Consider the following 22,448-nt stretch of genomic DNA (forward strand, 5'->3'; position numbering starts at 1 on the left):
CAAGTTTCAAGTTTCAAGTTTTGTAAAACGCAAAGTTCGCAAAGCTATCTATTGATAAAGCTTTGCGAACTTTGTAAATTGTAAATGCAAACTACAAAAAACTTAGCGTGCCTTGCGGTTAAATTTACTCGTCAAGATGAAACTTGAAACCTGAAACAAAAAAATTAAGCATTCAACCCATCAATCTCTTCTGAAACAACTTCCCAGTCAATTAATAATTGCTCCAAATCTTCTTTCTTTTTATTGTAAGCAGTAAAGAATGAGGCATCTTCGATATGCTTGTCATAATTGGTTTCCAACATTTTATCGTCGTGCTGAATTTGTTTTTCCAATTGCTGAATCTGGCTTTCGATTTTGCTTAATTTGTTCTGAAGGGTTTTTCCTTTCTTCTGATCTTCGTAAGATAATTTACTCGCTTCTTTTTCTTTTGCGGCTGGAGCATTTTTCACCACATCTTTTTTCTCAACCTCACGCATGTTTTCCAAATTACGCTGTTCTAAGAAAAAGTTGATATCACCTAAATATTCTTTGATTTTTTGGTCTTTAAATTCGTAAACGATATTTGACATTCCTTGAAGAAAATCCCTGTCGTGAGAAACCAATAATAAAGTTCCGCCAAATTTTTGAAGTGCTGCTTTTAAAACGTTTTTAGATTTAATATCTAAGTGATTCGTAGGCTCATCCATCAGCAAGACGTTAATTGGCTGTAACAACAATTTACAAAGTGCCAAACGGTTACGTTCACCTCCAGAAAGTACTTTCACTTTTTTCTCAACATCATCTCCACGAAATAAAAACGAACCTAACATATCACGTACTTTCATACGATTTGTGTCAGTTGCAGCATCTTCCATTGTTTGAAGCAAAGTAATTTCTCCGTCTAAATATTCCGCCTGATTTTGAGCAAAATACCCTAACTGAACATTGTGTCCTAATTTGATATTTCCTTCATATTCAAATTCGTTTACAAGAGCCTTGATGAAAGTCGATTTTCCTTGCCCGTTTTGTCCAACAAAAGCAATCTTACTTCCTCTTTCAACCAGTAAACTTATATCTTTAAGAATCGTTTTGTCGCCGTAAGATTTTGTTACGTGTTCAGCTTCAATAACAACTTTTCCCGGCTCTTTAGAAACTGGAAACGAGATGTTCATTACCGAATTATCATCTTCATCAACTTCGATTCTTTCAACTTTATCTAATTTTTTAATCAGCGATTGCGCCATCGAAGCTTTTGAAGCCTTTGCACGGAATTTCTCGATTAATTTTTCTGTTTCCTCAATCTTTTTCTGCTGATTCTTTTGAGTAGCCAATTGCTTTTCGCGAATTTCATGACGTAACTCTAAATATTGAGAATATGGCTTATTAAAATCGTATGCTTTTCCTAACGAAATTTCGATTGTTCTATTCGTTACATTATCCAAGAACATTTTATCGTGCGATACAATTACGACAACTCCAGGATAATTACGAAGGAAATTCTCTAACCAAATGATACTTTCGATATCTAAGTGGTTAGTTGGCTCATCGAGAAGCAATACATCGTTGGATTGTAATAATAATTTAGCCAATTCGATACGCATTCTCCATCCTCCAGAGAACGTTTCTGTTTGGTTATTAAAAACTTCTCTTTTAAAACCAAGACCTAAAAGAATTTTCTCTGTGTCTCCCACATAATTGTAACCTCCAAGAAGTTCAAAACGATGTGTATAATCAGATAAATCTTCAATGATTTGTCCGTATTCTTCACTTTCATAATCGGTTCTAGTAACCAATTGATGATTGATTTCTTCCAGTTTTTTCTCTACAACTTTAATCTCTGTAAAAGCTTCATACGCTTCTTCCAAAACGGTTCTTCCTTGTTCAAAATCAATATCCTGACGTAGAAAACCCATTCTGATATCTTTCTCTTGCGAAATAACTCCTGAGTCTGGTTTAAAATCTCCTGCCAGCATTTTTAGCATTGTAGATTTACCCGCTCCGTTTTTACCAACAAGACCTACGCGGTCGCCGGCGCCTAAACGAAAAGTAACTTCTTCAAATAAATAGGTTCCTCCAAAAGAAACGGAAAGATTGTGTATATTAAGCATAATTTGAGTAAAAACTAAAGGCTGTGAAAAACCTTTATTTTATTAATAAAAAAACAAACTGTAAATAAACCTTTGGCATTTACAATTTTGAAAGTGCAAAAGTATAACTTTTAATTGAAGTTTTTATACTGAAAAACAATCGCTTTTACCATATTCTAAAACAAAAAACGGATTGAAAATTTAATGTGATTTTCAATCCGTTTTTTAAAATTTAAATTATTGAATGCTTTTTTAAGCTTCTTTAGGCTCTGGCATTAAGATCGAAGCTAAAACAGAAATTAAAAGTACACCTCCAATTACTAATAAAGAATAAATAGATTCAATATGGTAGAATGGAGAAATAATCATTTTTATTCCGATAAATGACAAGATAATAGCTAGACCATATTGCAATTTACTAAACAAGTGAATAAAGTTGTCTAACAAGAAAAACAATGCTCTAAGCCCTAAAATTGCAAAAATGTTAGAGGTATAAAGAATAAACGGGTCGTTTGAAATGGCGAAAATCGCAGGAATAGAGTCTACTGCAAACAGTAAATCTGTAAATTCAATTACGGCTACAACTACTAAAAGCGGAGTTGCTAATTTTTTACCATTTTCGTATGTAAAGAATTTATCTCCGTCATACTTATCGCTAACTTTAAAGAACTTTCTAATCAATCTAGCTCCTCTAGTATTGTTGTAATCTTCATCATCGTCATCGTCTCCAGAAGACCAAGATTTAACCCCAGCATATACCAAGAACAATCCGAAAGCTGTCATGATTAAGTTAATGTCATATTTGAATCCTTCTAATCCTGCAAGTCCTAAAAGTTTGTTTAGATACGTCAATTCGATTAAGAAAGCACCAGAGAAAATAAATATTGCTCTTAAAACTAATGCTCCGATGATTCCCCAAAACAACACTTTATGTTTGTTGTTATTGGCAACATCAAAAAATTTAAATACTAATATGAATACAAAAAGGTTATCAACAGAAAGCGCTTTCTCGATCCAATATGCCGATTGAAATTCATAGAATTTAGCTGCACCTGCAAAATAATACACTAGACCACTAAAGATCATGGCTAAACTGATCCAAACTAATGACCAAGTTATAGCTTCTTTATTTGTTACGACGTGACTTTTTTTGTTGAAGATTCCTAAATCTAGCAACAGCATAATCACTACTGCAACCGCAAAAACAATAATTAAACCGGGATGTTCCGAAAAGATTGGGTGTTGATTCATTTTTAGATATTAATTAGGTTAATTTTTAAATTATGTATTGGCCATTGTTACCACAATGACTCTTCCGCCCTCTTCGTTAGAAAGCAGTATTTTTTTTTCGTGTGTAAGTTCTACCATTGTACCAATTGGAACTTCTTTGTCTTCGGTTAAATCTTTTAGCGAAGTCAGTTTTTGATTGACCAAAACCCACTTCCCATTAAAAAAAGTAAAGTAACCAACAGGCACTTTTTGCTGCGGTGTTAATTTCTCATTTCTGGCAATATTACGATTAACATGCCATTGAAACAAATATTGATCATTATAAACCATTAATCGATGATTCTCGGGCTTCCAGGTCGTTTCTTGAAACTGATAATACAGATCTAAAACAGGCAGTGTTCCTTGATGCGGAGTACCGCAAAAAGGGCATTTTGGAGTATTTGTATTATCAAAAACATACCATTTTTGGTCGCAGGTCGGATTATGACATTTCTGCATTAAATCGGTTGTTTTTAACAATGCTATTTCCCATTCTTCTGCGTTTGGTCGCTGCATCGGATTATGCAATCCGTCTATAAAAACTTTATCAAACAGAGTCTTCAAATAAGGTCCCGTTATGGTGTATGGCAATTTTGTTATATCTGCCCAAGGCAAATCCCATTTAGAAACTTGGTTTAATTTTGGCCTATTTGTAGCATCGGTTGGATGTTCGATAAACATCGCTTTCTCGCCCATTGACAATAAATCGTCTTTTTCTGTATCTAAGTCGTGGACTTTCCCTCCTTTTAACGGATGCCTATGCAATAGAAACATATAAATCAAAACTGGAAGCGCATGCAAATCAGTTAATCTGTTTGGCAATTTCCTGTTCGGATCATTTTTATCTAAATGTTTGCTCGAAAGTACTTCTGGCGCAATAAATTCGGCTGTACCAATTACTTCTGCAGGAAATAATCCTGGCACAACCAATCCGTCCAAATCTATCATACAAGCCGATCTTTCTATCGGATCTATCAACACATTATTGTATGATAAATCAGAATGAGCCAATCCCATGGCATGCATTTTTTTAACGCCTCTAGAAAGATTTACACAAACCTGAAAATAGCTTAACCAATCGCCCAATTCAGAACTTGCCACACGTAACGGAAAATGCGGATTTCTAAATTTTGGCCCTGCAAACCATTTTCCGTTCTTTTCTTTTCCTTGAATTAATTCACTGGTTTGATATCCTTTTTTAAAGAAGAATTTTGGCTTATAAACAGGGACAATAATTCCCGTTAAACCATTGTATTCAATAACGTCCGTTGGCCATCTGAAAACTTCATTTAAATAATAATCTCCAGCTTCTCCATTTTGAATTTGAGAATAGTATTTATTGGTAATTTTTTGAAGTCTTTCTTTCTGATTGAAGTCTAATTTATCTCTAAAAATGGCGACTACATATTTTCTGTCGGGACTAAAATAAACGTCTTTTACACCACCGCGCATCGGCTCTCCGTTATCAACAAATTGATATGTTTTGGTAGAGTCGTTTATTGATTTTACTGTAACTGTACTCATATTTAGTAAATTATAGCAAGCGTTCTGTCATCATGATTTCCTGGACTCCAAAAGTCCATCCAAGTGGAAAGCTGTGTCGCAATATCTGCATTTTCATATTCAAAATCAACTTTAGATCCGTCTTCATTATTGCCTTTTAAATCAGACAGAAATTCATTCCATTTTTCTATTTTTTCTAAATTGGCTTCGACCACAAATTTAGGATCGTAAATTCCGTCTGTCATCAGCATTAAATAAGAGAAATCATCTACTAATTTAAAGCCGAAACGTGAAGAAAGTTTATCGCTTTGAAAAATTTCTGGCATGGTAATAAATCGAGTTCCACCTCCAAATTCGCCGACATCGATAACATTCATCAATGTAATTTCGGTTAAATCTTTATTTAGCAAACCAATCGGACAATCGCCAACTCCAAAAGTTAAGACGGCATATCCGAAATCATATTTTTTAACTAAAGCAAAAATTAAAGTTGCATGAAATTTTTTCAGTTCTTCGTTATTCGCCACCGCAAATTCTTCAATCTTTTGATTAACAAAATGAGCCGCTTTTGATAATGTATTGTAACCAAAATGACTTATTTTTTTGGATGAATCTAAATCTGTTTTATGGTAATGATGAAGTAAAATCTCGTCAAATTCTTTTAAATTTTCTTTATCTAGATTTTCTTCAAAATACTCAATTAAAGTATCGCAAGCTAATTTTGAACCTTTTCTCGACAAAGCTGCCGAGCCTGCTCCATCTGAAACCGCCAAAACACTCCAGCCATTTGTTCCAAAATTTTTGAATGCAAAATCGTCTTCTCTAAAAGAACCGACATTAGCATGACTTCTTCCTCTTTTGGAAGCAACAACAATTTTTTTATCTAAAAAAGTACTCACGACTGCTACATTATCTTCTTTAGCAAAAGGAGCATTTTTATCACTTTCGATATTTTTCCAAAGTGATTTCGGGTCAGGATTTATAATTATGGTAAAAACTTTTTCGTTTAAAGGCGTTTCTTCCGATTCGCCATCAATTTTAAAAAGCATTTTTATTTTTAAATCTCCGCTTATTTTCGGATTTCCCGAAAGCACTTCATTTTCACGATTAAATGAAAGTCCAGTTTCTTCTAAATTTTCCATTTCGTACGCAATAATATCATCCCAAGCCAATTGCATAAAATCAATTTTTGCTTGGTATGCTTTATTTACGGTACCGTTTGGCAGAAAAACAGATTGATTCGTAATATCATCTATTCGATTTATTAAGTTCCAATTTTGCATAATGATCTGCTGTTTTTCTTTTATTATTTTTACTGCTGCAATATTGTTTTCACTAGAGATAAAATCTTCAAAAAGCGATTGTTTGCCTTTTGGAATATCGATTTTATTCTGGAATAAAAAAGACTGAAGATATCTTTTGGTCTCTTCCATACGTATTATCCTTGCGTTCTGTTTACATCAAAACCACCTTCGCCATAACCGTAAGATCCTTGATTGTTACACCACGGGCATGTACTAATTTGCTCGTCGCCAATACAATGTATTTTTTCGCAAACACAAACTGCAAATGCAATTTGATTGCCGCAACATGGACAAGTTGGTGCACCAAACAATTCTTCTGTATTTACTTTTGTATTGAAATTACTAGTATCAGCCAATTCAAAATAATTATTGTCAACTTGATAAGCGCCAACTAATTTGTAATTTTTTGACGCCAATTCGATTCCAGCATAAATAGATGGCGCAATATTTTTGCGGTATTTCATCAAATATGGTCTCTTAGTATTTTGACATTTTCCGCTTAAAACCACATAATTATCATCTACATATTGCTTTTTTGGTTCTTCTTTTGTCAAATCAATTTTAGAAAGCGTTTCTCCATCTAATTTTGCCAATTCAAAACCAGATGAATTATTTTCTACGCTAATACTGCTGGTTTTAATAGAATCTGTAACCCATTTAAAAAATTCTTTGTACGATTGTACATTTGTGTTTTTAAAGTGAAGTACGTTTTCTGTCAACTGCCCTAATAATTTTGTATCCGTTTCGTTTCCAAATGAAACCGCAATTAAATTTGCAGTTCGCTGCCAATTATTTTTCCATTCGTTTATTGCTGCCTGCGTATCGTCTGTCGGAACTCCGTCTGTAAATAAGAAAACAATTGGTTTCCAATCTCCTTTTACTTCATAAGTCGTTTTAACAATATTATTTCTTAATTCATACATTAAATGCCCTAAACCTTTACTAAGCGATGTCCCACTTCCGATTGGAAATTTAGGCGGATAAAAACTCACTATTTCCTGCAACGGCACTAAAGTTTTTGGCTGTCCTGCAAAAACGATAATAGAAACGTAAACCGTTTCTAAAGCATGCGGATCTGTTTTTAATGCCTGAATAATAGTTGATAAACCTTCTTCAACTTGCTGAATAGGTTCTCCAACCATTGATTCTGAAATATCAATTAAAAAATATATTGGTAATCTTCTCATTTTAAAGGAATTTTAATAGCATTAAAAAAATAAATAAAAGGATAATTTGTGTCATATCAACTGCCAATCCAACGCCGACTTGGGCAGGTTTTACAAATGTTTTCAGGAAATTTAATATGGGGGAAAATATACTATTGAAAAAATCAAAATACGATTTAAACTGAGGATGAAGCTTATCTTTATATGGCAATAATTTGGAATAAAAAAATAATGCAATAATCAGAATTTCAATAAGAATTTTAATTGTATACATTATGAAAGTGCCTTGATTATCTCGCTCGCTATTTCCTTAAAAGCCTCTCTTTCTGCGGTATTTTTGGTTGGATAGCCGTAAACTGCTATTCCGTTATTTGGTTGCATATAATTTATAGAGAAACAAGCGCCATAACATTTATTCCCTCCATTTAAAGGTATATCATGTTTCACTTTTAAATAAGCACAACTTTTTCTAACAATAACATCGTGGATAATAAAATCCTTTTTAATATAATTCTGCTTTAAGATCTGCTCTACATTTTTAATATTGAAATCTTCAATACCTGTTGTCCCGTAACACATATTGATATTATCTATATTCATGGTATCTAATATCTCATCTGAAGTTTGCTCTAAATTTTCAAGCTCATTTTCTTTTCCTTCATAATAAGCTTCATCCACTGCTGTGGCAACATGTATAAGCACTTTTGAAAATGTAAATAGCATATCAAGCATTTTTTTTAATTAAATCACAACTGTTATTTCGCTTGGCGGTGGCGGAAGCGTTACACTTTCTCCTGTTCCCTGGCTTTTATTTCCTTGTTCGATAGTTTCAGAAACCCATTTAAAAAATTGTTTTAAAGTAGAACTATCAGCAGAATCTAAATGGACAACATTGTCTGTAAGTTCCTTTAAAATACTGTCGTTGGCCATATGTCCGGCCGCACAACCTACAACTGCACCAAAATTTAAGGCCTTAATTTCTTGAATTTTTTCTCTGTAGAATTGAATATCTGATGGTTTTCCGTCTGTAAAAACAAATAATAATGGTTTCCAGTCGCCTTTTAAAGTTGCAGATCCTTTTATAACTTCTGTTTTTACTTTCTGAATTACAAAATCTAAACCTGCTCCCGTATTGGTCGGGCCACTTTGCGGACAAGTTATTTCAGGAAGCTGAAAATGAACCAATTCGGTTAAGGGTACAATTTCTTTTACTTCTCTGTCGTAGGTTATAATACTAATCCAAAGAGAATCTAATGCTTGTGCATCTGAACGCAATGTATTAATCATACCACTCAAAGCATTATTCAAAGCTTGAATTGGCTCTCCGTACATTGAACCCGAAGTGTCTAGCAAAAAATATACTGGTAGTCTTCTCATAATAATTTTTAAAAACTAGTAAAACAATGAATTCTGAACTATCAATTAAAACGGTATTGTAACTCCGTCTTTTTACTGAATTTAAACCACAATGTTTAATTCAGATGGTGGCGGAGGTAATTCTTTTACATTGGTAAATTCTCTGCCTAAATCTTCAATTTTTGTAGAAGTTACACCAATTGAAGCTGTTACCCATTGAAAAAACTTGCCAATACTGGCGCTATCTGCGTTTTCTAAACTTACTACAGTATCGGTAATTTGTTTTAGAACGCTGGTATCTGCACCGCCTCCCGCTGCACAAGCAACCGTAAAAGCTGTTTTTACTTTTTTAAATTCTGCCAGACCGTTTTCCCAATTATCTGTCGGAATTCCGTCAGTCATAATAAAAACCAATGGTTTCCAATCGCCTTTTTGTTCTGTTGTTGTTTTGGCAACTTCAGTTTCTATTTTCTGCGCGGTCAATCTTAAAGCATCGCCTAAAGCTGTAACTCCAGTCGCTTTTAAATCAACCATTTGAAAAGATGCTAAATCGGTTAATGGAATAATCTGCTGTGCCGTACTGTCAAAAGTAATGACACTCAAAAAAGCAGTTTCTATGGCTTGCGGATTTTGTCGCAACGAACTGATCATCATTTGCACACCGTTTTTAACGGCTTCAATAGGTTCGCCAGTCATTGAACCAGATGTGTCTAAAAGTAAATATACAGGCAGTCTTCTCATGATATAACGATTTATACAGGAATATTATAGGTTAGAGTTTCAAAAGCGCTATAAATATTAGAGCTTCTTTTTAAAGTCGCTACTAAAAATGAAATAATGCATGAAAATATTACAAGTTTCTCAGCTTGATAAACAGATCTATCACCTGAGAAACTCTAATCCATTAATGTTTTCAATTTATAGGTAAGATTGAACTATTTTATGAATAGTCTGTCCTAAAAAAGTATCGTCTGTTGGATCTCCAATTGCGCTGAATTTCCATTCTCCATTACGTTTGTACAATTTACCCATAATGATAGAACGCTTGTTTACGTATTGACGGTCTGCGGCTACATTATACGAAGCAAATTCAGAAACTACTTTTGTTGGAGTTCCTTCATACATTCTAATTTTTGCATAAGGAATTTGAGAAAAGTCTTCTTTTCCTGCATTATTTAAAAAGAAAAATATCTGATTTACTTTGGCATCAACTTTAGAAAGGTCAACTGTAATAATCTCATTATCTAAACCATCGTCACCACCCGTATCACCTGCAAGGTCATCACCAGTATGTTTCAATGCACCATCTACACTTATCAATTTACCTTTTGGCAAACCAAATTGTTGTAAAACCTCTACTCTGTAAAGTGGGGAATACAAATGATCGCATAGTTTGTTTTGATCATCGATTAATACACAGCTTAAATCTAAATCAATATCGACTACATTTTTTGATAATCCTAAAAAGCCTTTTGTTTCAATAGCTCCCCAGTTTACTCCAACACAGAAGTTGGTTAATGTTTCACCACTAGTTTTTCTTAAATCAATTTTTTGACCTTTGGTTAAGTTAATTGCCATTTGAGTTAATGTTTTAAAATTAATTATATTTATTTAAGTAATCTTGTAAACCGCCTTTCATTCCAATACCAACAGCTTCAAATTTCCACTCTTCGTTTCTTTTGTAAATTCTACCAAATTCGACAGCCGTTTCTATAGAAAAATCTTCGTCAAGTTCATACTTAACTAACTCAACATTAGCTTGATCTAAAATTCTAATAAATGAATTTCTAATTTGTCCAAAATTTTGTCTTTTTGTATCAGCATGGTGAATGGTAACCACAAAACAGATTTCGTGAACTTCTGGAGAAATTTTAGATAAGTCGATGTATACTTTTTCATCATCGCCGTCACCATCTCCTGTTAAGTTATCACCTGCGTGAGTAACTGCTTGGTCAGGTGATTTTAAGTTATTGTAATAAATAAAATGATTGTCATTCGGAATTTTTCCATTTGCACCAACTAAAAAAACTGAAGCATCCAAATCAAAACTTGATCCTGTGTTGCTTGAATTACTATCCCATCCTAATCCAACAGTAAATTTTGGAGCATCGATACTTTGTCTTTGTCCCTTTTCTAAGTTAATTGCCATTTTATTTTTAATTAATATTAATATTCAACATTGTTTTTAAAATATTAGTCTGTTCATCAACATTTTGTAATTCATCCAGAAAATCGACAGACGAAATTTTTTCTAGATATTCATTTAGCACTTCTAAAACACTTTCAGGCAGTGTTGTTTTTATTGTACTAAGTTCCTTTTTTAGATCCGCATTTTTATTTTTCAGCCCTTTTATAATAACTTGTTTAGAAGAATCATTTTTAGAAAGATCAATTCCTTTTACCGCTTCTTCATTTAAGAAATAGAATGATTTTTCGTTAGCAACAAAAACAAATTTGTCATTAGAATCCCTGAATTCATAAACCTCTATAATCTCATTATTACAAACTAATCCGCAACAAAATTTGATCTTAAAACCTAAAATATTTAGTCGTCCTAAAAGCTTTCTTTCAAATCTTGCGTGTGCATTTTCATATACACTTTTATTAAACTGCGAAAGCTTCTCGTATTGATCAATAGTAATTTCTCTATAATATTCTGCTTGAATGCTTTGTGAGAAAGTCAACAAATCATTCCAATTGAAAAAAACATCTTTTTCGGTGACAAACAATTGATAGAGCTCTTCTATCTTTCTTGACATATTTTGAGCATGAAGCTGTAGCTGTTTTGCAAGCTTTGTCTCCCCGATTTCCGATTTTAATTTTGCTAAAATATCTTCGTTAATATAAATCTCATCTGAAATTAAAACATACTGCTGTTCTTTTGATTTTTTTAGTTTTTGAAACAAATCAATTAAACTGTTAGTATATTGAATATGAAAAAGTTCCAGTTTATTAATATCTAAAATTCTATTTTTTTCGAAGAGTTTGTGAATGATTTTTGTTCGTACCAAAACTCCAACAAGATCCTTGTGATTAAAGAAATTGGCTAACAATTCTAAAACCACTAATTTTCTATTACTCTCTTTTATTATTTCAAGATATCTTTCCTCTTCCTCCTGCATTTATTTAATTTCCAAACATTCAATTTTTATTAATCTTAGCTTACAACACCTTTTTTCAATTCTTGTTCTAGACTTTGTAAACCGGCATCAAGTTGTCTTCTGGTTTCTGCACCTTGCTCATGAATTTGCTTCACTTCTGTCAAAGTATCAATCAAAGATTTCGTTGTCATCTTAAGTGTTTCAAGAGAAACGACTGTATTTTCGTTTTCTTTAGCCACTTCAATACTATTTTGTTTCAGCATTTCAGCATTTTTCTGTAAAATAGTATTTGTTGTTTCTGATACTTTTCTTTGTACTTCTATATTTTGTTTTTGTCTTTGAAGTGCTACCGCAAGTGTAAGCTGGTTTTTCCAAACTGGCATTGTTGTAGTCAATATAGACTGTGCTTTTTCTGCAATAGAAGTGTTATTGTTTTGCACCACTCTAATTTGTGCCAAGGACTGAAGCATGATAAAACGCACAATCTTCATATCAGCAAGACGTTTGTCTAAACGATTGATGAAAGTTCTTTTATCTGATATTTGATAATCCTGATATTGCGCGCTATTTGCTTCCATTACAGCAAGCTCTTCATTTAATTCTTTAAAACGAATTTGTCCTGCAATAATGTGTTTTTCCATTTCTTTGATAAGATTCACATTGCCATCAAACATAGTTTGAAGTGCGCTGTTATCTTTCACAGAATTAATCATTCCTGCTTTTACCTTATTACTGATTTTATCAATATTTACAGTAATTCTGTCGTATTCCTGGAATAATTTTTTTACGTCAATAATAAACTTATTAAGCAATGGAATTTTTGAAATGAATCTTTTAAACGGACTTTGATTTAACTGTTCAACGTCTATATAATTCAGTTCGGTTAATAAATCATTAATCAAACCTCCTACTTCGCCAGAATTATAAGTTCTTACATTCGTTAAGAAATTATCACTTTGTTTAGCAATAGAATTTTGAATTTCAGCGCCATAATTCAGAATAGAATTGGCATCATTTTCATTCAATTGATTCGAAATGCTTTTATAACTATTTACTTCTGCTTCTGTAATTGAAGCTAAGTTCACATTTCCATCTTTATCAATCAAAGCAGTATTCTCCTGAGTAACTAATTGATTTTCCATGATTTTTATAAGTGATTCTGTTGAATTGTAACAATAGTTTGTTCTAATTTTTTATCGCTTGTTGGTACTCCAACTGCATTAAATTTCCATTCGTCATTTCTTTTATAAAAAACACCTAAAATCATGGATACGTTTCCAGCAAAGGAAGCATCATTTGCAACATCGTAACGCGCAAATTCTTGAGTTACTCTAGTTGGAGTACCTTCGTATATTCTGATAGATGCGAAAGGAATATCTTTAAAATCCTGACCTCTAAAACTGTTTATAAAAAACGCAACATGACTTGCAGAAGGCGTTAACTGAGAAAAATCTAAAGTGATAACTTCATTATCCAATCCGTCGTCACCATTTAAATCTCCTGTTAAATCATCTCCACTGTGTTTAATTGCACGATCATTAGAAATTAATTTTCTAAAGTTTACCGAATCAATATGATTTTTCTTGTCGTCATAAACAGCACAACTAGCATCTAGATCTACTGCTTCTTTTTTTGTGCCAAAAAATCCTTTTTTCTCGATTGCTCCCCAATTCACACCTACACAAATGTTTACTAGTTTTGAGCCATTGCTTTTTTCAAGATTAATACGTTGTCCTTTTTCTAAATTAATTGCCATATCTTAGTTATATTTATTTAAATAATCTTCCAATCCGCCTTTCATTCCAACACCCATTGCCTCAAATTTCCACTGTCCATCTTTATTGTAAATTCTTCCAAATTCAACTGCAGTTTCGATAGAGAAATCTTCTTCCAATTCGTATTTAACCATTTCTGTATTATTAGAATCATCTACAATACGAATGAATGAATTACGCACTTGTCCAAAATTCTGTCTTCTTTCTTGAGCATCATGAATTGTAACCACGATACAAACTTCTTTTACAGCGGGATTTATTTTAGTTAAATCTATTTTAATTTGCTCATCATCACCGTCTCCATCCCCTGTTAAATTATCTCCTGTGTGAATAACAGATTCGTCTGGAGCTTTTAGATTATTGTAAAAGATAAAATGAGAATCGGATAATATTTTTCCGTTAGCACCAACAATAAAAGCCGAAGCATCAAGATCGAAACTAGAACCTGTACTACTGTTGTTTGTATCCCATCCTAGACCAATTGTAAATTTTGGTGCATTAATATTTTCTCTTTGTCCTTTCTGTAAATTAATAGCCATAATCTAATCTATTTTTATTACGTTAATATTGTTTTGATATTCTAAAATCTGATGATAATTATTACTAATTGCAAGATGAAATAATTCGTTACTTTTCTTTCTAGAAATATTAGAAATTAAATAAGCAAATTGTTTGTCATCAAGGCTTAATATATATTTTACGATTCTCGTATTGTATTGAAAATCTTCACTATTTACAATAGAGACAATGTCTTGTACGTTTTTAACCGCAAAATAATTGTAATGATTTTCTATTTTCGGATGAATCTCTTTATTAGTCAATTCTGCGTAGTAAACAAATAGAAAATCTCCTTTTACATTATACTGATTCAAAATTTTATTTACTGTATGCTCGTGGCTGCCTGTTATTTTAATATCGTCTACAAAAATGCATAGTTTGCCCTCAATAAAATTACGATCGATGTAATACGTATCATTCGATATTAATTTTACTCTTTGTTCAAAATCTAAATTTCCGTAATCTGTTACGTAAGTTTGATTTCTATAAATTTTAGATTCAATACAAGCTTTTTTCCCATTTTTAAACAAATAGCTGTTTAGCTCTTTTTTAAAATAATAGCACAAAAAGTTGGATGCAGTTGGAATAGACAAATAAGGACTTGGTAAAATAACAATGTCTTTATTTGATAAAATTAAATCTTTATGTTGAGCAACAAATCCGTCGAAAAGATCTTCTGCAAATTTCTCTGCAAAATACTTATCTCCAAATTTAAATCGGCTGTATTCTGCCTCTTTAAAAGGACAGATTTCTTCTTCAGCAATTTTGTGTAAACTATAGCTTATATTCACTTTTATATCTTTATTAGATGTGCATCAAAACCAAATTTTAATGCTCCATTATAATCAGCAATACTATTATCGCCAATATGCAAAACATCCTTTTTTTCTATTTTTTTATATTTATTAACTTCATCAAATACCAATTTAAAAATTTCAGTGTTTGGTTTTGAAAATCCGACTTCATCAGAATATATCTGAAATTTTAAATATTCGGCCAGATCATAATGTTCTAATATTTTTCTTAAAACCTTCCCCTTAATAAATGCTGTATTGCTCAAAATATTTATCGATTTACCTTGATTGGTCACTTCTTTAAACATCTTTTCGATATCAGAATAAATTAAAACTGGCTTATATTTTAAAAATAGTTCTTCTGTATGGCTGTAAAACTCCTTTAAGCGATCTGTACCATTTTTATCAAAATCAACATTTAAAGCTCCTAAAATTAAATAATAAATTTCGTACGTATCAATATTTAATCCTGTTTTTTCGTTAATGTTATTGCATAAAACATCGTAGTATCTTACGACTTCATTTACTCTTTCAATTCCATGCTCTATTTCAAAAAAATCCTTAAATAATAGATTTCTTTTTTGTTTAAATTCTGGATTTGATTTTATTAATGTCAGCCACAAATCAAAAGAAAGATGGCTGTAATTTTCATGATTTATTTTCAAGAATCTCGTTTATTTAATTATTTCTCCCGAATAATATTTCTCCAAGAAGAAACCTAAATCGGCTCTGTAGCCAATTCCTGAAGCCTCAAATCTCCAGTTACCGTTTCTCTTATATAATCTTCCGAATTCGACACCTGTTTCAATAGAAAAATCTTCTCCTAATTCATATTTAGCAATCTCCTGACCATTTGCATCGTCAACAATTCTAATATAAGAATTTCGGACCTGACCAAAGTTTTGCTTTCTGCGCTCAAAATCTTCAATTGTAACTACAAAAAGAATTTCTTCTATTGCATCGTTAATTTTAGCTAAATCAACCTTTATCGCTTCATCATCGTCTCCATCACTATTTCCTCCTGTTGGATCGTCACCTGTATGCAATAAAGCTCCATCTGGAGATGATAAATTATTATAAAAAACAAAATAGCTTTCACCTAAAAGTTTTCTATCAGCATTAATCATAATGGCTGAAGCATCCAAATCAAAATCATGGCCAGTTCCTTCATTTGGATCCCATCCTAAACCAACAGTAATATTAGACAGGCCTATATCAATTTTTTGTCCTTTTTGTAAATTTATTGCCATTATTCTATTTTATATTAAAAAAATTAACTTGCACAATAATACGAAAAAGAAGACCATTAATAATGAGGAAAACCGTAAAAGCAAAAAAATTATCAACAAATTAAAGTACAATTCTATTAAAATTGCGTTGATTTAATTTTTACATAATAAATTATTTACCAACAAAAAATTACGGCAAAGATTTATCTTAAACTAATGAGAATACAAGACCGAGCAAAAAACAAACATTATTGCTATATTTACATTTTATTCTAAAAACTCAAAATTGAAATTATAAGTGCTTTTATTAAAGATCAATTCTTAGTTTACAATATTTCTAAAATTACATCAGCATTAAAATGTTTAAAAGAGGTTCCAAATTAAATAGCATTATAACAGGAAGTTGTCCAAAATGCCAAAAAGAAAGCATGTATGAAGACAAAAATCCGCTTCATTTGAGTAAAGTTCTCAAAATGAACGAACATTGCAGCCATTGCGGATTCAAATACCAAATTGAACCTTCTTTCTTTTATGGCGCAATGTATGTTAGTTACGGATTAAATGTTGCGGTAGGAATTGCTGCTTTTATTGTTTCGTTTGTCTTTTTTGGAGCCACAATCGAACAAGCCTTTATTGCAATTATCTTGACATTAGTTGCATTGTTTCCTTTCGTACTTCGTCTTTCAAGAAACTTATACATTAATATGTTTGTTTCGTACGATCCTAATGCCGGTCAGGAGTAAGAGATTTTAAATATCTTTTATGGAAGCGTTTTATATCTGCTTCTTTATCTATTGGAGTTCCGCTTTCAATATTATCATACAACATTTTCGCTAAAGCCGGTCCGAGCATTACACCACGTGTCCCTAATCCGTTAAGAAGATGAATCGATTCGTATGCTTCATGAGTACCTACCAAAGGTCTTCTGTCGGCAACTGTTGGTCTAACTCCAGCAAAATGCTTTACAATTTCAAAATCGCAGGTAATAATTTCTTTAATGCGATCTAGAAGCTCTTGTTTTCCCTCTTCGGTAGGAAGATCTGTTTTATCATGCCAATTGTAAGTGGCTCCAACTTTAAACAAATTGCCTCCTACTGGTAAAATAAAAACACTGGTATTAACAATTAAATCTAATTTCAAATCTGGCGCTTTTATTAAAAACAGTTCCCCTTTTGTTCCATCTAAAGGAAGATAATTAAAATAAGGGTTTTTATGCAACCCAAAACCCTCTGCAAAAATGATATGGCGCGCTTTAATATTTTTATACTGAATTCCTAAATCAAGAATCTCCAGGAAGGAACTATGGAAAGATTCTTCAAGAAGTAAATCGTTTTCCTTTAAATAGGTTTTATAACTTTCCAATAGCTGTCCAGTTTTGACATAACCCGTATGTAGAACTTCTCCATAATCATAAGGAGAATCAATACCTTGATACTTCTTAGTAATTAGTTTCGTTGATAAAAAAGGAGCCAAGTTTATTTTATCTGAAGCTGCAAACCAATTATTCTGTTCTTCAATTGAAAAAAACTTTCTAAGAATTGGCATTTTAAAATTGAATTTCTCGTTCAGTTTACCTTCAACCTGTTCGTAAAATTCATTCATTAAAACCAAATGTTCTTTAGCATTCCAGACTTCACTAAATCGCTTCAGAATAACGGGATTGTACAAACCTCCAGCAATTCTCGAAGAATTCTGAGATTTGTCATCAACAACTAAAATAGATTTATTGTTTTTTAAGGCGATTTCGGCAAAAGAAATTCCAGCCAAACCAGATCCGACGATTAAATAATCAAGCATTGTGAAGTGTATAGATAAAATAAAAAAAACTCTAACTACAAAGGTAGCAAGAGTTTTTCTTATTATGAGTTTATGAACTTAGTAATTCCACATATCTTGTTCAAAATTACGAATCTTCTCTTTTACCCTTTCAGACTCTAGCAATTGGCTTTGTGCATTATCTCTAATATAATCTTTAATCTCACGATCACCATAGACATTTTCTTCCTTATATATAACAGCATTGAAACGTCTTGAGTTTAAAATCTGATCAAAGGAAATTGGTAAGGCAGAATTCTGATCATTAAAAGCTTTTCCTTCATGTAGTACTTCTCTAGCGTTGGGAAAGAAAACCCAGAATAGTTCAATATAATCTTTTTCATCACTATTCATGGTATAAACATCGGGCGTTACAGGGCAAATGCCAAGCAGACGATATTTCAAATCGCTCTGTCTTTTATCAAAATACCAAAACCCTTTAATTTTATATTGACTTACATCAGCAGCCGTAAGATCTTGCTTCAAAATATATTCAGCAGGAACTGTTCTAGTTGGTCCTACTGTCTGGTCAACATAAGTTACTTTCTTATTTTTTCCTGTGCCTGTAACTACTTTCTTCTTAACCACACGCGTTCTATAGTCATCAGGATATTGATTAATAAGCTCTCTACCCGCATCTGTTGTATCAACACGAGATAAAGATCCTTGAATGTCTTTTAAAGTCTTTTTTGTATTAAAATAACTATCTGTATAAACTTCTGTTATTTTACCGTTTCTCATTGCTTTGGTTAATATATCATAAAGCGAACGTCTATCTGGGCCAATATTGGCCGTATCCACAGGAAAATATAATGGAAAATTAATTTTTTCATTTAAATCAATAATTTCCCAAACCATCTTTCCCATCAAAACATCTCGATCATCAACATAACCATACGCTAGAGGCTTATCATTATCAGATATCATTTGAGCGGGTGTCTTATACCCTATCTGATCGGCAGTTTTGGCATTAAGTAAATTAGACTGAGCATTAGAAGATATGCCTCCTAGAACAGTAACAATAGCAATTAATAAATTTCTTACTTTCATCATGATAATTTTTACAAGACATTAAACGAAATTTTATTACAAATATTGTTATTTTTCTTACATAAATATAAAATAATATATTCAACCTATAGCAGACAGCTTATAATAATATATTGACATAAAAAAAACTCTTACTACAAAGGTAGTAAGAGTTTTTTAATTATCATGCTATGTATCAACTTAGTAGTTCCACATATCTTGTTCAAAATTGCGAATTTTTTCTTTCACTCTCTCAGATTCCAACAACTGATTTTGTGCGTTGTCTTTCATATAATCGCTAATTGCTCTGTCTCCATAAAGGTTTTCCTCTTTGTAAACAACCGCATTAAAACGTCTTGAATTTAAAATCTGATCAAATGAAATCGGAAGAGCTGAGTTGTTATCATTGAACGCTTTTGCTTCATGCAATGCTTCTCTGGCATTTGGGAAGAATACCCAAAACAATTCAATATAATCCTTTTCATCACTATTCATTGTATAAACGTCCGGAGTTACAGGACAAATTCCTAGTAAACGATATTTTAATTCACTTTGACGTTTATCAAAATACCAGTATCCTTTAATTTTATACTGAGTAACATCTGCAGCAGTAAGATCTTGTTTTAAGATATATTCAGCAGGAACCGTTCTTGTTGGTCCAACTGTCTCTTCAACATAAGAAACTGATTTGTTTTTACCTTTACCTGAAACAACTTTTTTCTTCACAACACGTGATTTGTAGTCATCTGGATATTGGTTAATTAACTCTCTACCTGCATCTGTTGTATCAATACGAGATAATGAGCCCTCGATGTCTTTCATAGATTTTTTAGTATTGAAATAACTGTCAGTATAAACTTCAGTAACTTTTCCACCTTTAATAGCTTTAGTTAAAACGTCATAAAGAGAACGTCTGTTAGGACCAATATTAGCTGTATCTACTGGAAAATATAAAGGAAAGTTGATTTTTTCATTTAAATCAATGATCTCCCATGTTGTTTTTCCCATCAAGATATCTCTATCATCTACGTAACCATAAGCCAATGGCTTATCATTATCAGATATTAATTGAGCAGGAGTTTTAAGTCCAATCTGAGCAGGAGTTTTAGCGTTTAGCAAATTAGATTGCGCATTAGAAGCAAAACCTCCAGCGATAGAAACAATAGCTATTAAAAAATTTCTTACTTTCATCGTGGTATCGTTATAAGATATTGAATGTAGCTTACACTACTTTATTATTGTATTTCGTAAATTACAGGAGCAGTTCTTGGCAATAAATAACTACCAGCTCCAACAAGTTTAGTTTTAATTTCAGAAATAGTAACTTGGTCTCCTTTACCTGCTCTTGAAAGTACTTGTTTACATTGTGCATTCATTTTGTTTCCTGTAACAACAACTGTAGGTTGTCCAGCAATTTTCATATTGAATCCAACAACATCTAAACCAACTTCAAAATCAAAATCAAGAAGTTTTGCACCAATAGTAGCAATCTCTAAGTTAGATTTAGGACCTTTAACAACTCCCATCTCACCTCTAATTGTTCCTGTTGGACCAGGAATACCTTTAATTCTGAATGTTTTCTTATCAGTTACTTTATCACCGTTTGGTAAAGTACCTGTTACAGAAATTGTAGTTTCAGTACCTTGCCCTGGGCTCATGTTATATTTTCCTGGTTTTCCAGCAGAAGCTAAACCTGGAGCACTTGCAACAATTTTGTTTGCATCAACACCAGCAAAAGATACAGAGATTGGGTTAACAACTCCTCTATATACTACGTTCATTTTGTCTGCAGAAATTGTAGCAGCGTTTGGTCTTGGAACTACAACATATTTTCCAGAGAATTTTAAAGGAATATTTTTTCCATCCTCTAAGAACGTAAATTGTCCGTTGATGTCTTGTTCTCCAACTCCACCAGCAGTTAAAGAGATAACAGCTTGTCCGTTTACGATTTGTCCTGGACCTTGGAAAGAAGTTGGTGTTGTGTTTTCATCGTAACGACCTAAAACAACTTTACCAGTAACTTTTTCTCCTTGGAAATAAGCATTTTTATCTAAAACAACGATTGCTTGGTAGTTGCTATAAGAAGCAGCAGCAACTGCAGCTTTACCTAAAGCACTGTTGTAAACGTCTGTTTCAACTTTTTTAACGTCATTCTGCCAAGCTGAAAGTTTTGCAGCTGTAGCGATTGCAGGAAATCCTTTAAAGTGGTACGCTAAGTATTTTTCTTTAATTCCCTCTTTGTTTTTAACATCAGAAACATCAAATTTCTTTTCAACCTCAGCAATAATTGATGCGTACTTTTTGTCTGTTCCTAAAGCTGCTTTAATATCAGCTTTATATTTTTCGATTTTAGATATAATTTCGTTACCTTTTTTAGTGTAACCGTCTCCTGTAAACCAGTCGTCGATATTATCTCCTCTATCCATAGCCTCATAAGGCATTTTTCCTGTTGCTTTATCAACTTCGAAACCTTTAACTGCCTGAGCTTTTAGAGTAGCTATATAATCATAAAAATCTTTTGTAATTGTTTCAACTTTGTGAGCTGTTACTGCAGCAATAGCAAATTCTCCTTTTGCTTCAGCAGCTTTTTGATCTAAAGAGCTTAATAAACCAGCGTTTGACTCTATAGAACTAGTGTTTGCACCTTCGAATTTTTCATTCATCAAACCAAAAGCAGAAATTACTTCTTTTGATACGTTCATTGCTAACATTGCGATGAAAACCAGGTACATCAGGTTAATCATCTTCTGTCTAGGGGTTAATTTTCCTCCTGCCATTTTTCTTTAATTAGTTCTTATTAATAAATTTAATATTTAGTTAAAAACTAATTATCCTTTGTTACTCATTGCAGAAAGCATACCACCGTAAACGCTGTTTAAAGAAGCAATGTTCGCTGTCATAGAAGCCATTTGCTCTTTTAATTTAGTAGCGTTATCAGCGATTTCTTTGTTAGCCTCAGCATTTCTAGAAGCACTTTCCAATTGTACTTTGTACAAACTGTTTAATGATTCCATTTGAGTAGCAGCCAAAGTTAATTCATCAGAATATTTCTTTTGCCCAGCGATTGAATCTACAGTTGGAGCAATTCCTTTAGCAGCAGATTCGAAATTTTTGATGCTGTTTCCTAAACTTGACATTAATTCACCGTCAATTTTAGCTTCTTTTAATAATGTGTCTAATTTTTGAGATAATAATCCTTGAGCATCAGTTGTAGATTCAGGTTTAGCTTTTTTCTCTCTTGCTTGTCCATTAGCTAATTCTGGGTAAACTAGAGTCCAATCTAGTTCTTCTTCAACTGGTTCGAAAGCAGAAAGCGCAAAAATTAACGCCTCAGTAACTAATCCTACCGAAAGCATAACTGTACCTGTTAATGGTCCAATCTCAAAGTGAGTAATTTTGAATAACGCTCCAACGATTACCACTGCCGCTCCCATACCATAAGCGAAATTCATTGCTTTTTTACTTAATAATGCCATAATACTT

General features: G+C 32.5%; 23 protein-coding genes. 1 reads left to right on the forward strand and 22 read right to left on the reverse strand.

Annotation, left to right across the window (positions count from 1 at the left end):
* Nucleotides 1-164 precede the first annotated feature (164 nt).
* The 17 genes from AC3Y25_RS13580 to AC3Y25_RS13660 form a co-directional block, all read right to left on the reverse strand.
* On the reverse strand, nt 165-2,087 hold the full coding sequence (locus tag AC3Y25_RS13580) for an ABC-F family ATP-binding cassette domain-containing protein (protein ID WP_489903113.1): 1,923 nt from the start codon (nt 2,085-2,087) through the stop codon (nt 165-167).
* A gap of 231 nt (nt 2,088-2,318) precedes the next feature.
* Complete coding sequence (locus AC3Y25_RS13585; protein ID WP_095928653.1) at nt 2,319-3,317, reverse strand: TerC/Alx family metal homeostasis membrane protein; 999 nt, start codon at nt 3,315-3,317, stop codon at nt 2,319-2,321.
* Between the two features lie 30 nt (nt 3,318-3,347).
* Nucleotides 3,348-4,859 carry a helix-hairpin-helix domain-containing protein gene (locus AC3Y25_RS13590; protein ID WP_489903114.1) on the reverse strand — a complete coding sequence of 504 codons (1,512 nt, stop codon included), beginning with the start codon at nt 4,857-4,859 and terminating at the stop codon, nt 3,348-3,350.
* A gap of 2 nt (nt 4,860-4,861) precedes the next feature.
* Nucleotides 4,862-6,271, reverse strand: coding sequence for a PP2C family serine/threonine-protein phosphatase (locus AC3Y25_RS13595; RefSeq protein WP_489903115.1), 1,410 nt, complete (start codon nt 6,269-6,271; stop codon nt 4,862-4,864).
* 5 nt (nt 6,272-6,276) lie between these two features.
* Nucleotides 6,277-7,329 carry a TerY-C metal binding domain-containing protein gene (locus tag AC3Y25_RS13600; RefSeq protein WP_489903116.1) on the reverse strand — a complete coding sequence of 351 codons (1,053 nt, stop codon included), beginning with the start codon at nt 7,327-7,329 and terminating at the stop codon, nt 6,277-6,279.
* Nucleotides 7,330-7,581: 252 nt separating this feature from the next.
* Nucleotides 7,582-8,040 (reverse strand): hypothetical protein, encoded by a 459-nt coding sequence (locus tag AC3Y25_RS13605; protein WP_095928648.1) that lies wholly within the window; start codon nt 8,038-8,040, stop codon nt 7,582-7,584.
* A gap of 9 nt (nt 8,041-8,049) precedes the next feature.
* A complete protein-coding gene (locus AC3Y25_RS13610; RefSeq protein ID WP_095928647.1) occupies nt 8,050-8,685 on the reverse strand; it encodes a vWA domain-containing protein in 636 nt (211 codons plus the stop codon).
* 81 nt (nt 8,686-8,766) lie between these two features.
* Nucleotides 8,767-9,405 carry a vWA domain-containing protein gene (locus AC3Y25_RS13615; RefSeq protein ID WP_489903117.1) on the reverse strand — a complete coding sequence of 213 codons (639 nt, stop codon included), beginning with the start codon at nt 9,403-9,405 and terminating at the stop codon, nt 8,767-8,769.
* 177 nt (nt 9,406-9,582) lie between these two features.
* A complete protein-coding gene (locus AC3Y25_RS13620; protein ID WP_095928645.1) occupies nt 9,583-10,242 on the reverse strand; it encodes a TerD family protein in 660 nt (219 codons plus the stop codon).
* Between the two features lie 19 nt (nt 10,243-10,261).
* On the reverse strand, nt 10,262-10,813 hold the full coding sequence (locus AC3Y25_RS13625; RefSeq protein WP_379796429.1) for a TerD family protein: 552 nt from the start codon (nt 10,811-10,813) through the stop codon (nt 10,262-10,264).
* 7 nt (nt 10,814-10,820) lie between these two features.
* Nucleotides 10,821-11,786: a hypothetical protein gene (locus AC3Y25_RS13630; protein ID WP_489903118.1), complete on the reverse strand. Its 966-nt coding sequence runs from the start codon at nt 11,784-11,786 to the stop codon at nt 10,821-10,823.
* Nucleotides 11,787-11,821: 35 nt separating this feature from the next.
* Entirely contained in the window at nt 11,822-12,907 is a 1,086-nt protein-coding gene (locus AC3Y25_RS13635) for a toxic anion resistance protein (protein ID WP_250833968.1), read from the reverse strand.
* A 5-nt stretch (nt 12,908-12,912) separates the two neighbouring features.
* Nucleotides 12,913-13,521, reverse strand: coding sequence for a TerD family protein (locus AC3Y25_RS13640; protein WP_095928641.1), 609 nt, complete (start codon nt 13,519-13,521; stop codon nt 12,913-12,915).
* Nucleotides 13,522-13,524: 3 nt separating this feature from the next.
* Nucleotides 13,525-14,079, reverse strand: coding sequence for a TerD family protein (locus tag AC3Y25_RS13645; protein ID WP_095928640.1), 555 nt, complete (start codon nt 14,077-14,079; stop codon nt 13,525-13,527).
* Between the two features lie 3 nt (nt 14,080-14,082).
* On the reverse strand, nt 14,083-14,889 hold the full coding sequence (locus tag AC3Y25_RS13650; RefSeq protein WP_489903119.1) for a phosphoribosyltransferase family protein: 807 nt from the start codon (nt 14,887-14,889) through the stop codon (nt 14,083-14,085).
* A gap of 2 nt (nt 14,890-14,891) precedes the next feature.
* Nucleotides 14,892-15,557, reverse strand: a complete 666-nt coding sequence (locus AC3Y25_RS13655; RefSeq protein ID WP_489903120.1) for an HAD family hydrolase — start codon at nt 15,555-15,557, stop codon at nt 14,892-14,894.
* Nucleotides 15,558-15,566: 9 nt separating this feature from the next.
* The gene (locus AC3Y25_RS13660) at nt 15,567-16,142 is read right to left on the reverse strand and encodes a TerD family protein (RefSeq protein WP_250833971.1); all 576 of its coding nucleotides are present in this window, start codon (nt 16,140-16,142) and stop codon (nt 15,567-15,569) included.
* Between the two features lie 338 nt (nt 16,143-16,480).
* On the opposite strand from AC3Y25_RS13660, the gene AC3Y25_RS13665 reads away from it, so the two are divergent.
* Nucleotides 16,481-16,864, forward strand: a complete 384-nt coding sequence (locus tag AC3Y25_RS13665; protein ID WP_250833972.1) for a DUF983 domain-containing protein — start codon at nt 16,481-16,483, stop codon at nt 16,862-16,864.
* Here the strand turns inward: AC3Y25_RS13665 and AC3Y25_RS13670 are convergent.
* The 5 genes from AC3Y25_RS13670 to porL all read right to left on the reverse strand — a co-directional run bounded on the left by AC3Y25_RS13670 (nt 16,845) and on the right by porL (nt 22,441).
* Nucleotides 16,845-17,918, reverse strand: a complete 1,074-nt coding sequence (locus AC3Y25_RS13670; RefSeq protein ID WP_489903121.1) for an NAD(P)/FAD-dependent oxidoreductase — start codon at nt 17,916-17,918, stop codon at nt 16,845-16,847. The two genes, AC3Y25_RS13665 and AC3Y25_RS13670, sit on opposite strands and share 20 nt — an antisense overlap.
* A gap of 78 nt (nt 17,919-17,996) precedes the next feature.
* Nucleotides 17,997-18,986: a type IX secretion system ring subunit PorN/GldN gene (porN, locus tag AC3Y25_RS13675; protein ID WP_489903192.1), complete on the reverse strand. Its 990-nt coding sequence runs from the start codon at nt 18,984-18,986 to the stop codon at nt 17,997-17,999.
* 180 nt (nt 18,987-19,166) lie between these two features.
* A complete protein-coding gene (gene porN, locus AC3Y25_RS13680) occupies nt 19,167-20,156 on the reverse strand; it encodes a type IX secretion system ring subunit PorN/GldN (RefSeq protein ID WP_095928633.1) in 990 nt (329 codons plus the stop codon).
* 44 nt (nt 20,157-20,200) lie between these two features.
* A complete protein-coding gene (gene porM, locus AC3Y25_RS13685) occupies nt 20,201-21,742 on the reverse strand; it encodes a type IX secretion system motor protein PorM/GldM (RefSeq protein WP_250833974.1) in 1,542 nt (513 codons plus the stop codon).
* A 51-nt stretch (nt 21,743-21,793) separates the two neighbouring features.
* Nucleotides 21,794-22,441, reverse strand: coding sequence for a type IX secretion system motor protein PorL/GldL (gene porL, locus AC3Y25_RS13690; protein WP_250833975.1), 648 nt, complete (start codon nt 22,439-22,441; stop codon nt 21,794-21,796).
* Between the last annotated feature and the right edge of the window lie 7 nt (nt 22,442-22,448).

This window comes from Flavobacterium sp. LK-23 (genome assembly GCF_058135255.1).

Coding starts and splice junctions, on each gene's coding strand:
- AC3Y25_RS13580 (WP_489903113.1), bottom strand. CDS start 2,087: ATGCTTAATATACACAATCTTTCCGTTTCTTTTGGAGGAACCTATTTA.
- AC3Y25_RS13585 (WP_095928653.1), bottom strand. CDS start 3,317: ATGAATCAACACCCAATCTTTTCGGAACATCCCGGTTTAATTATTGTT.
- AC3Y25_RS13590 (WP_489903114.1), bottom strand. CDS start 4,859: ATGAGTACAGTTACAGTAAAATCAATAAACGACTCTACCAAAACATAT.
- AC3Y25_RS13595 (WP_489903115.1), bottom strand. CDS start 6,271: ATGGAAGAGACCAAAAGATATCTTCAGTCTTTTTTATTCCAGAATAAA.
- AC3Y25_RS13600 (WP_489903116.1), bottom strand. CDS start 7,329: ATGAGAAGATTACCAATATATTTTTTAATTGATATTTCAGAATCAATG.
- AC3Y25_RS13605 (WP_095928648.1), bottom strand. CDS start 8,040: ATGCTTGATATGCTATTTACATTTTCAAAAGTGCTTATACATGTTGCC.
- AC3Y25_RS13610 (WP_095928647.1), bottom strand. CDS start 8,685: ATGAGAAGACTACCAGTATATTTTTTGCTAGACACTTCGGGTTCAATG.
- AC3Y25_RS13615 (WP_489903117.1), bottom strand. CDS start 9,405: ATGAGAAGACTGCCTGTATATTTACTTTTAGACACATCTGGTTCAATG.
- AC3Y25_RS13620 (WP_095928645.1), bottom strand. CDS start 10,242: ATGGCAATTAACTTAACCAAAGGTCAAAAAATTGATTTAAGAAAAACT.
- AC3Y25_RS13625 (WP_379796429.1), bottom strand. CDS start 10,813: ATGGCAATTAACTTAGAAAAGGGACAAAGACAAAGTATCGATGCTCCA.
- AC3Y25_RS13630 (WP_489903118.1), bottom strand. CDS start 11,786: ATGCAGGAGGAAGAGGAAAGATATCTTGAAATAATAAAAGAGAGTAAT.
- AC3Y25_RS13635 (WP_250833968.1), bottom strand. CDS start 12,907: ATGGAAAATCAATTAGTTACTCAGGAGAATACTGCTTTGATTGATAAA.
- AC3Y25_RS13640 (WP_095928641.1), bottom strand. CDS start 13,521: ATGGCAATTAATTTAGAAAAAGGACAACGTATTAATCTTGAAAAAAGC.
- AC3Y25_RS13645 (WP_095928640.1), bottom strand. CDS start 14,079: ATGGCTATTAATTTACAGAAAGGACAAAGAGAAAATATTAATGCACCA.
- AC3Y25_RS13660 (WP_250833971.1), bottom strand. CDS start 16,142: ATGGCAATAAATTTACAAAAAGGACAAAAAATTGATATAGGCCTGTCT.
- AC3Y25_RS13665 (WP_250833972.1), top strand. CDS start 16,481: ATGTTTAAAAGAGGTTCCAAATTAAATAGCATTATAACAGGAAGTTGT.
- AC3Y25_RS13670 (WP_489903121.1), bottom strand. CDS start 17,918: ATGCTTGATTATTTAATCGTCGGATCTGGTTTGGCTGGAATTTCTTTT.
- porN (WP_489903192.1), bottom strand. CDS start 18,986: ATGAAAGTAAGAAATTTATTAATTGCTATTGTTACTGTTCTAGGAGGC.
- porN (WP_095928633.1), bottom strand. CDS start 20,156: ATGAAAGTAAGAAATTTTTTAATAGCTATTGTTTCTATCGCTGGAGGT.
- porM (WP_250833974.1), bottom strand. CDS start 21,742: ATGGCAGGAGGAAAATTAACCCCTAGACAGAAGATGATTAACCTGATG.
- porL (WP_250833975.1), bottom strand. CDS start 22,441: ATGGCATTATTAAGTAAAAAAGCAATGAATTTCGCTTATGGTATGGGA.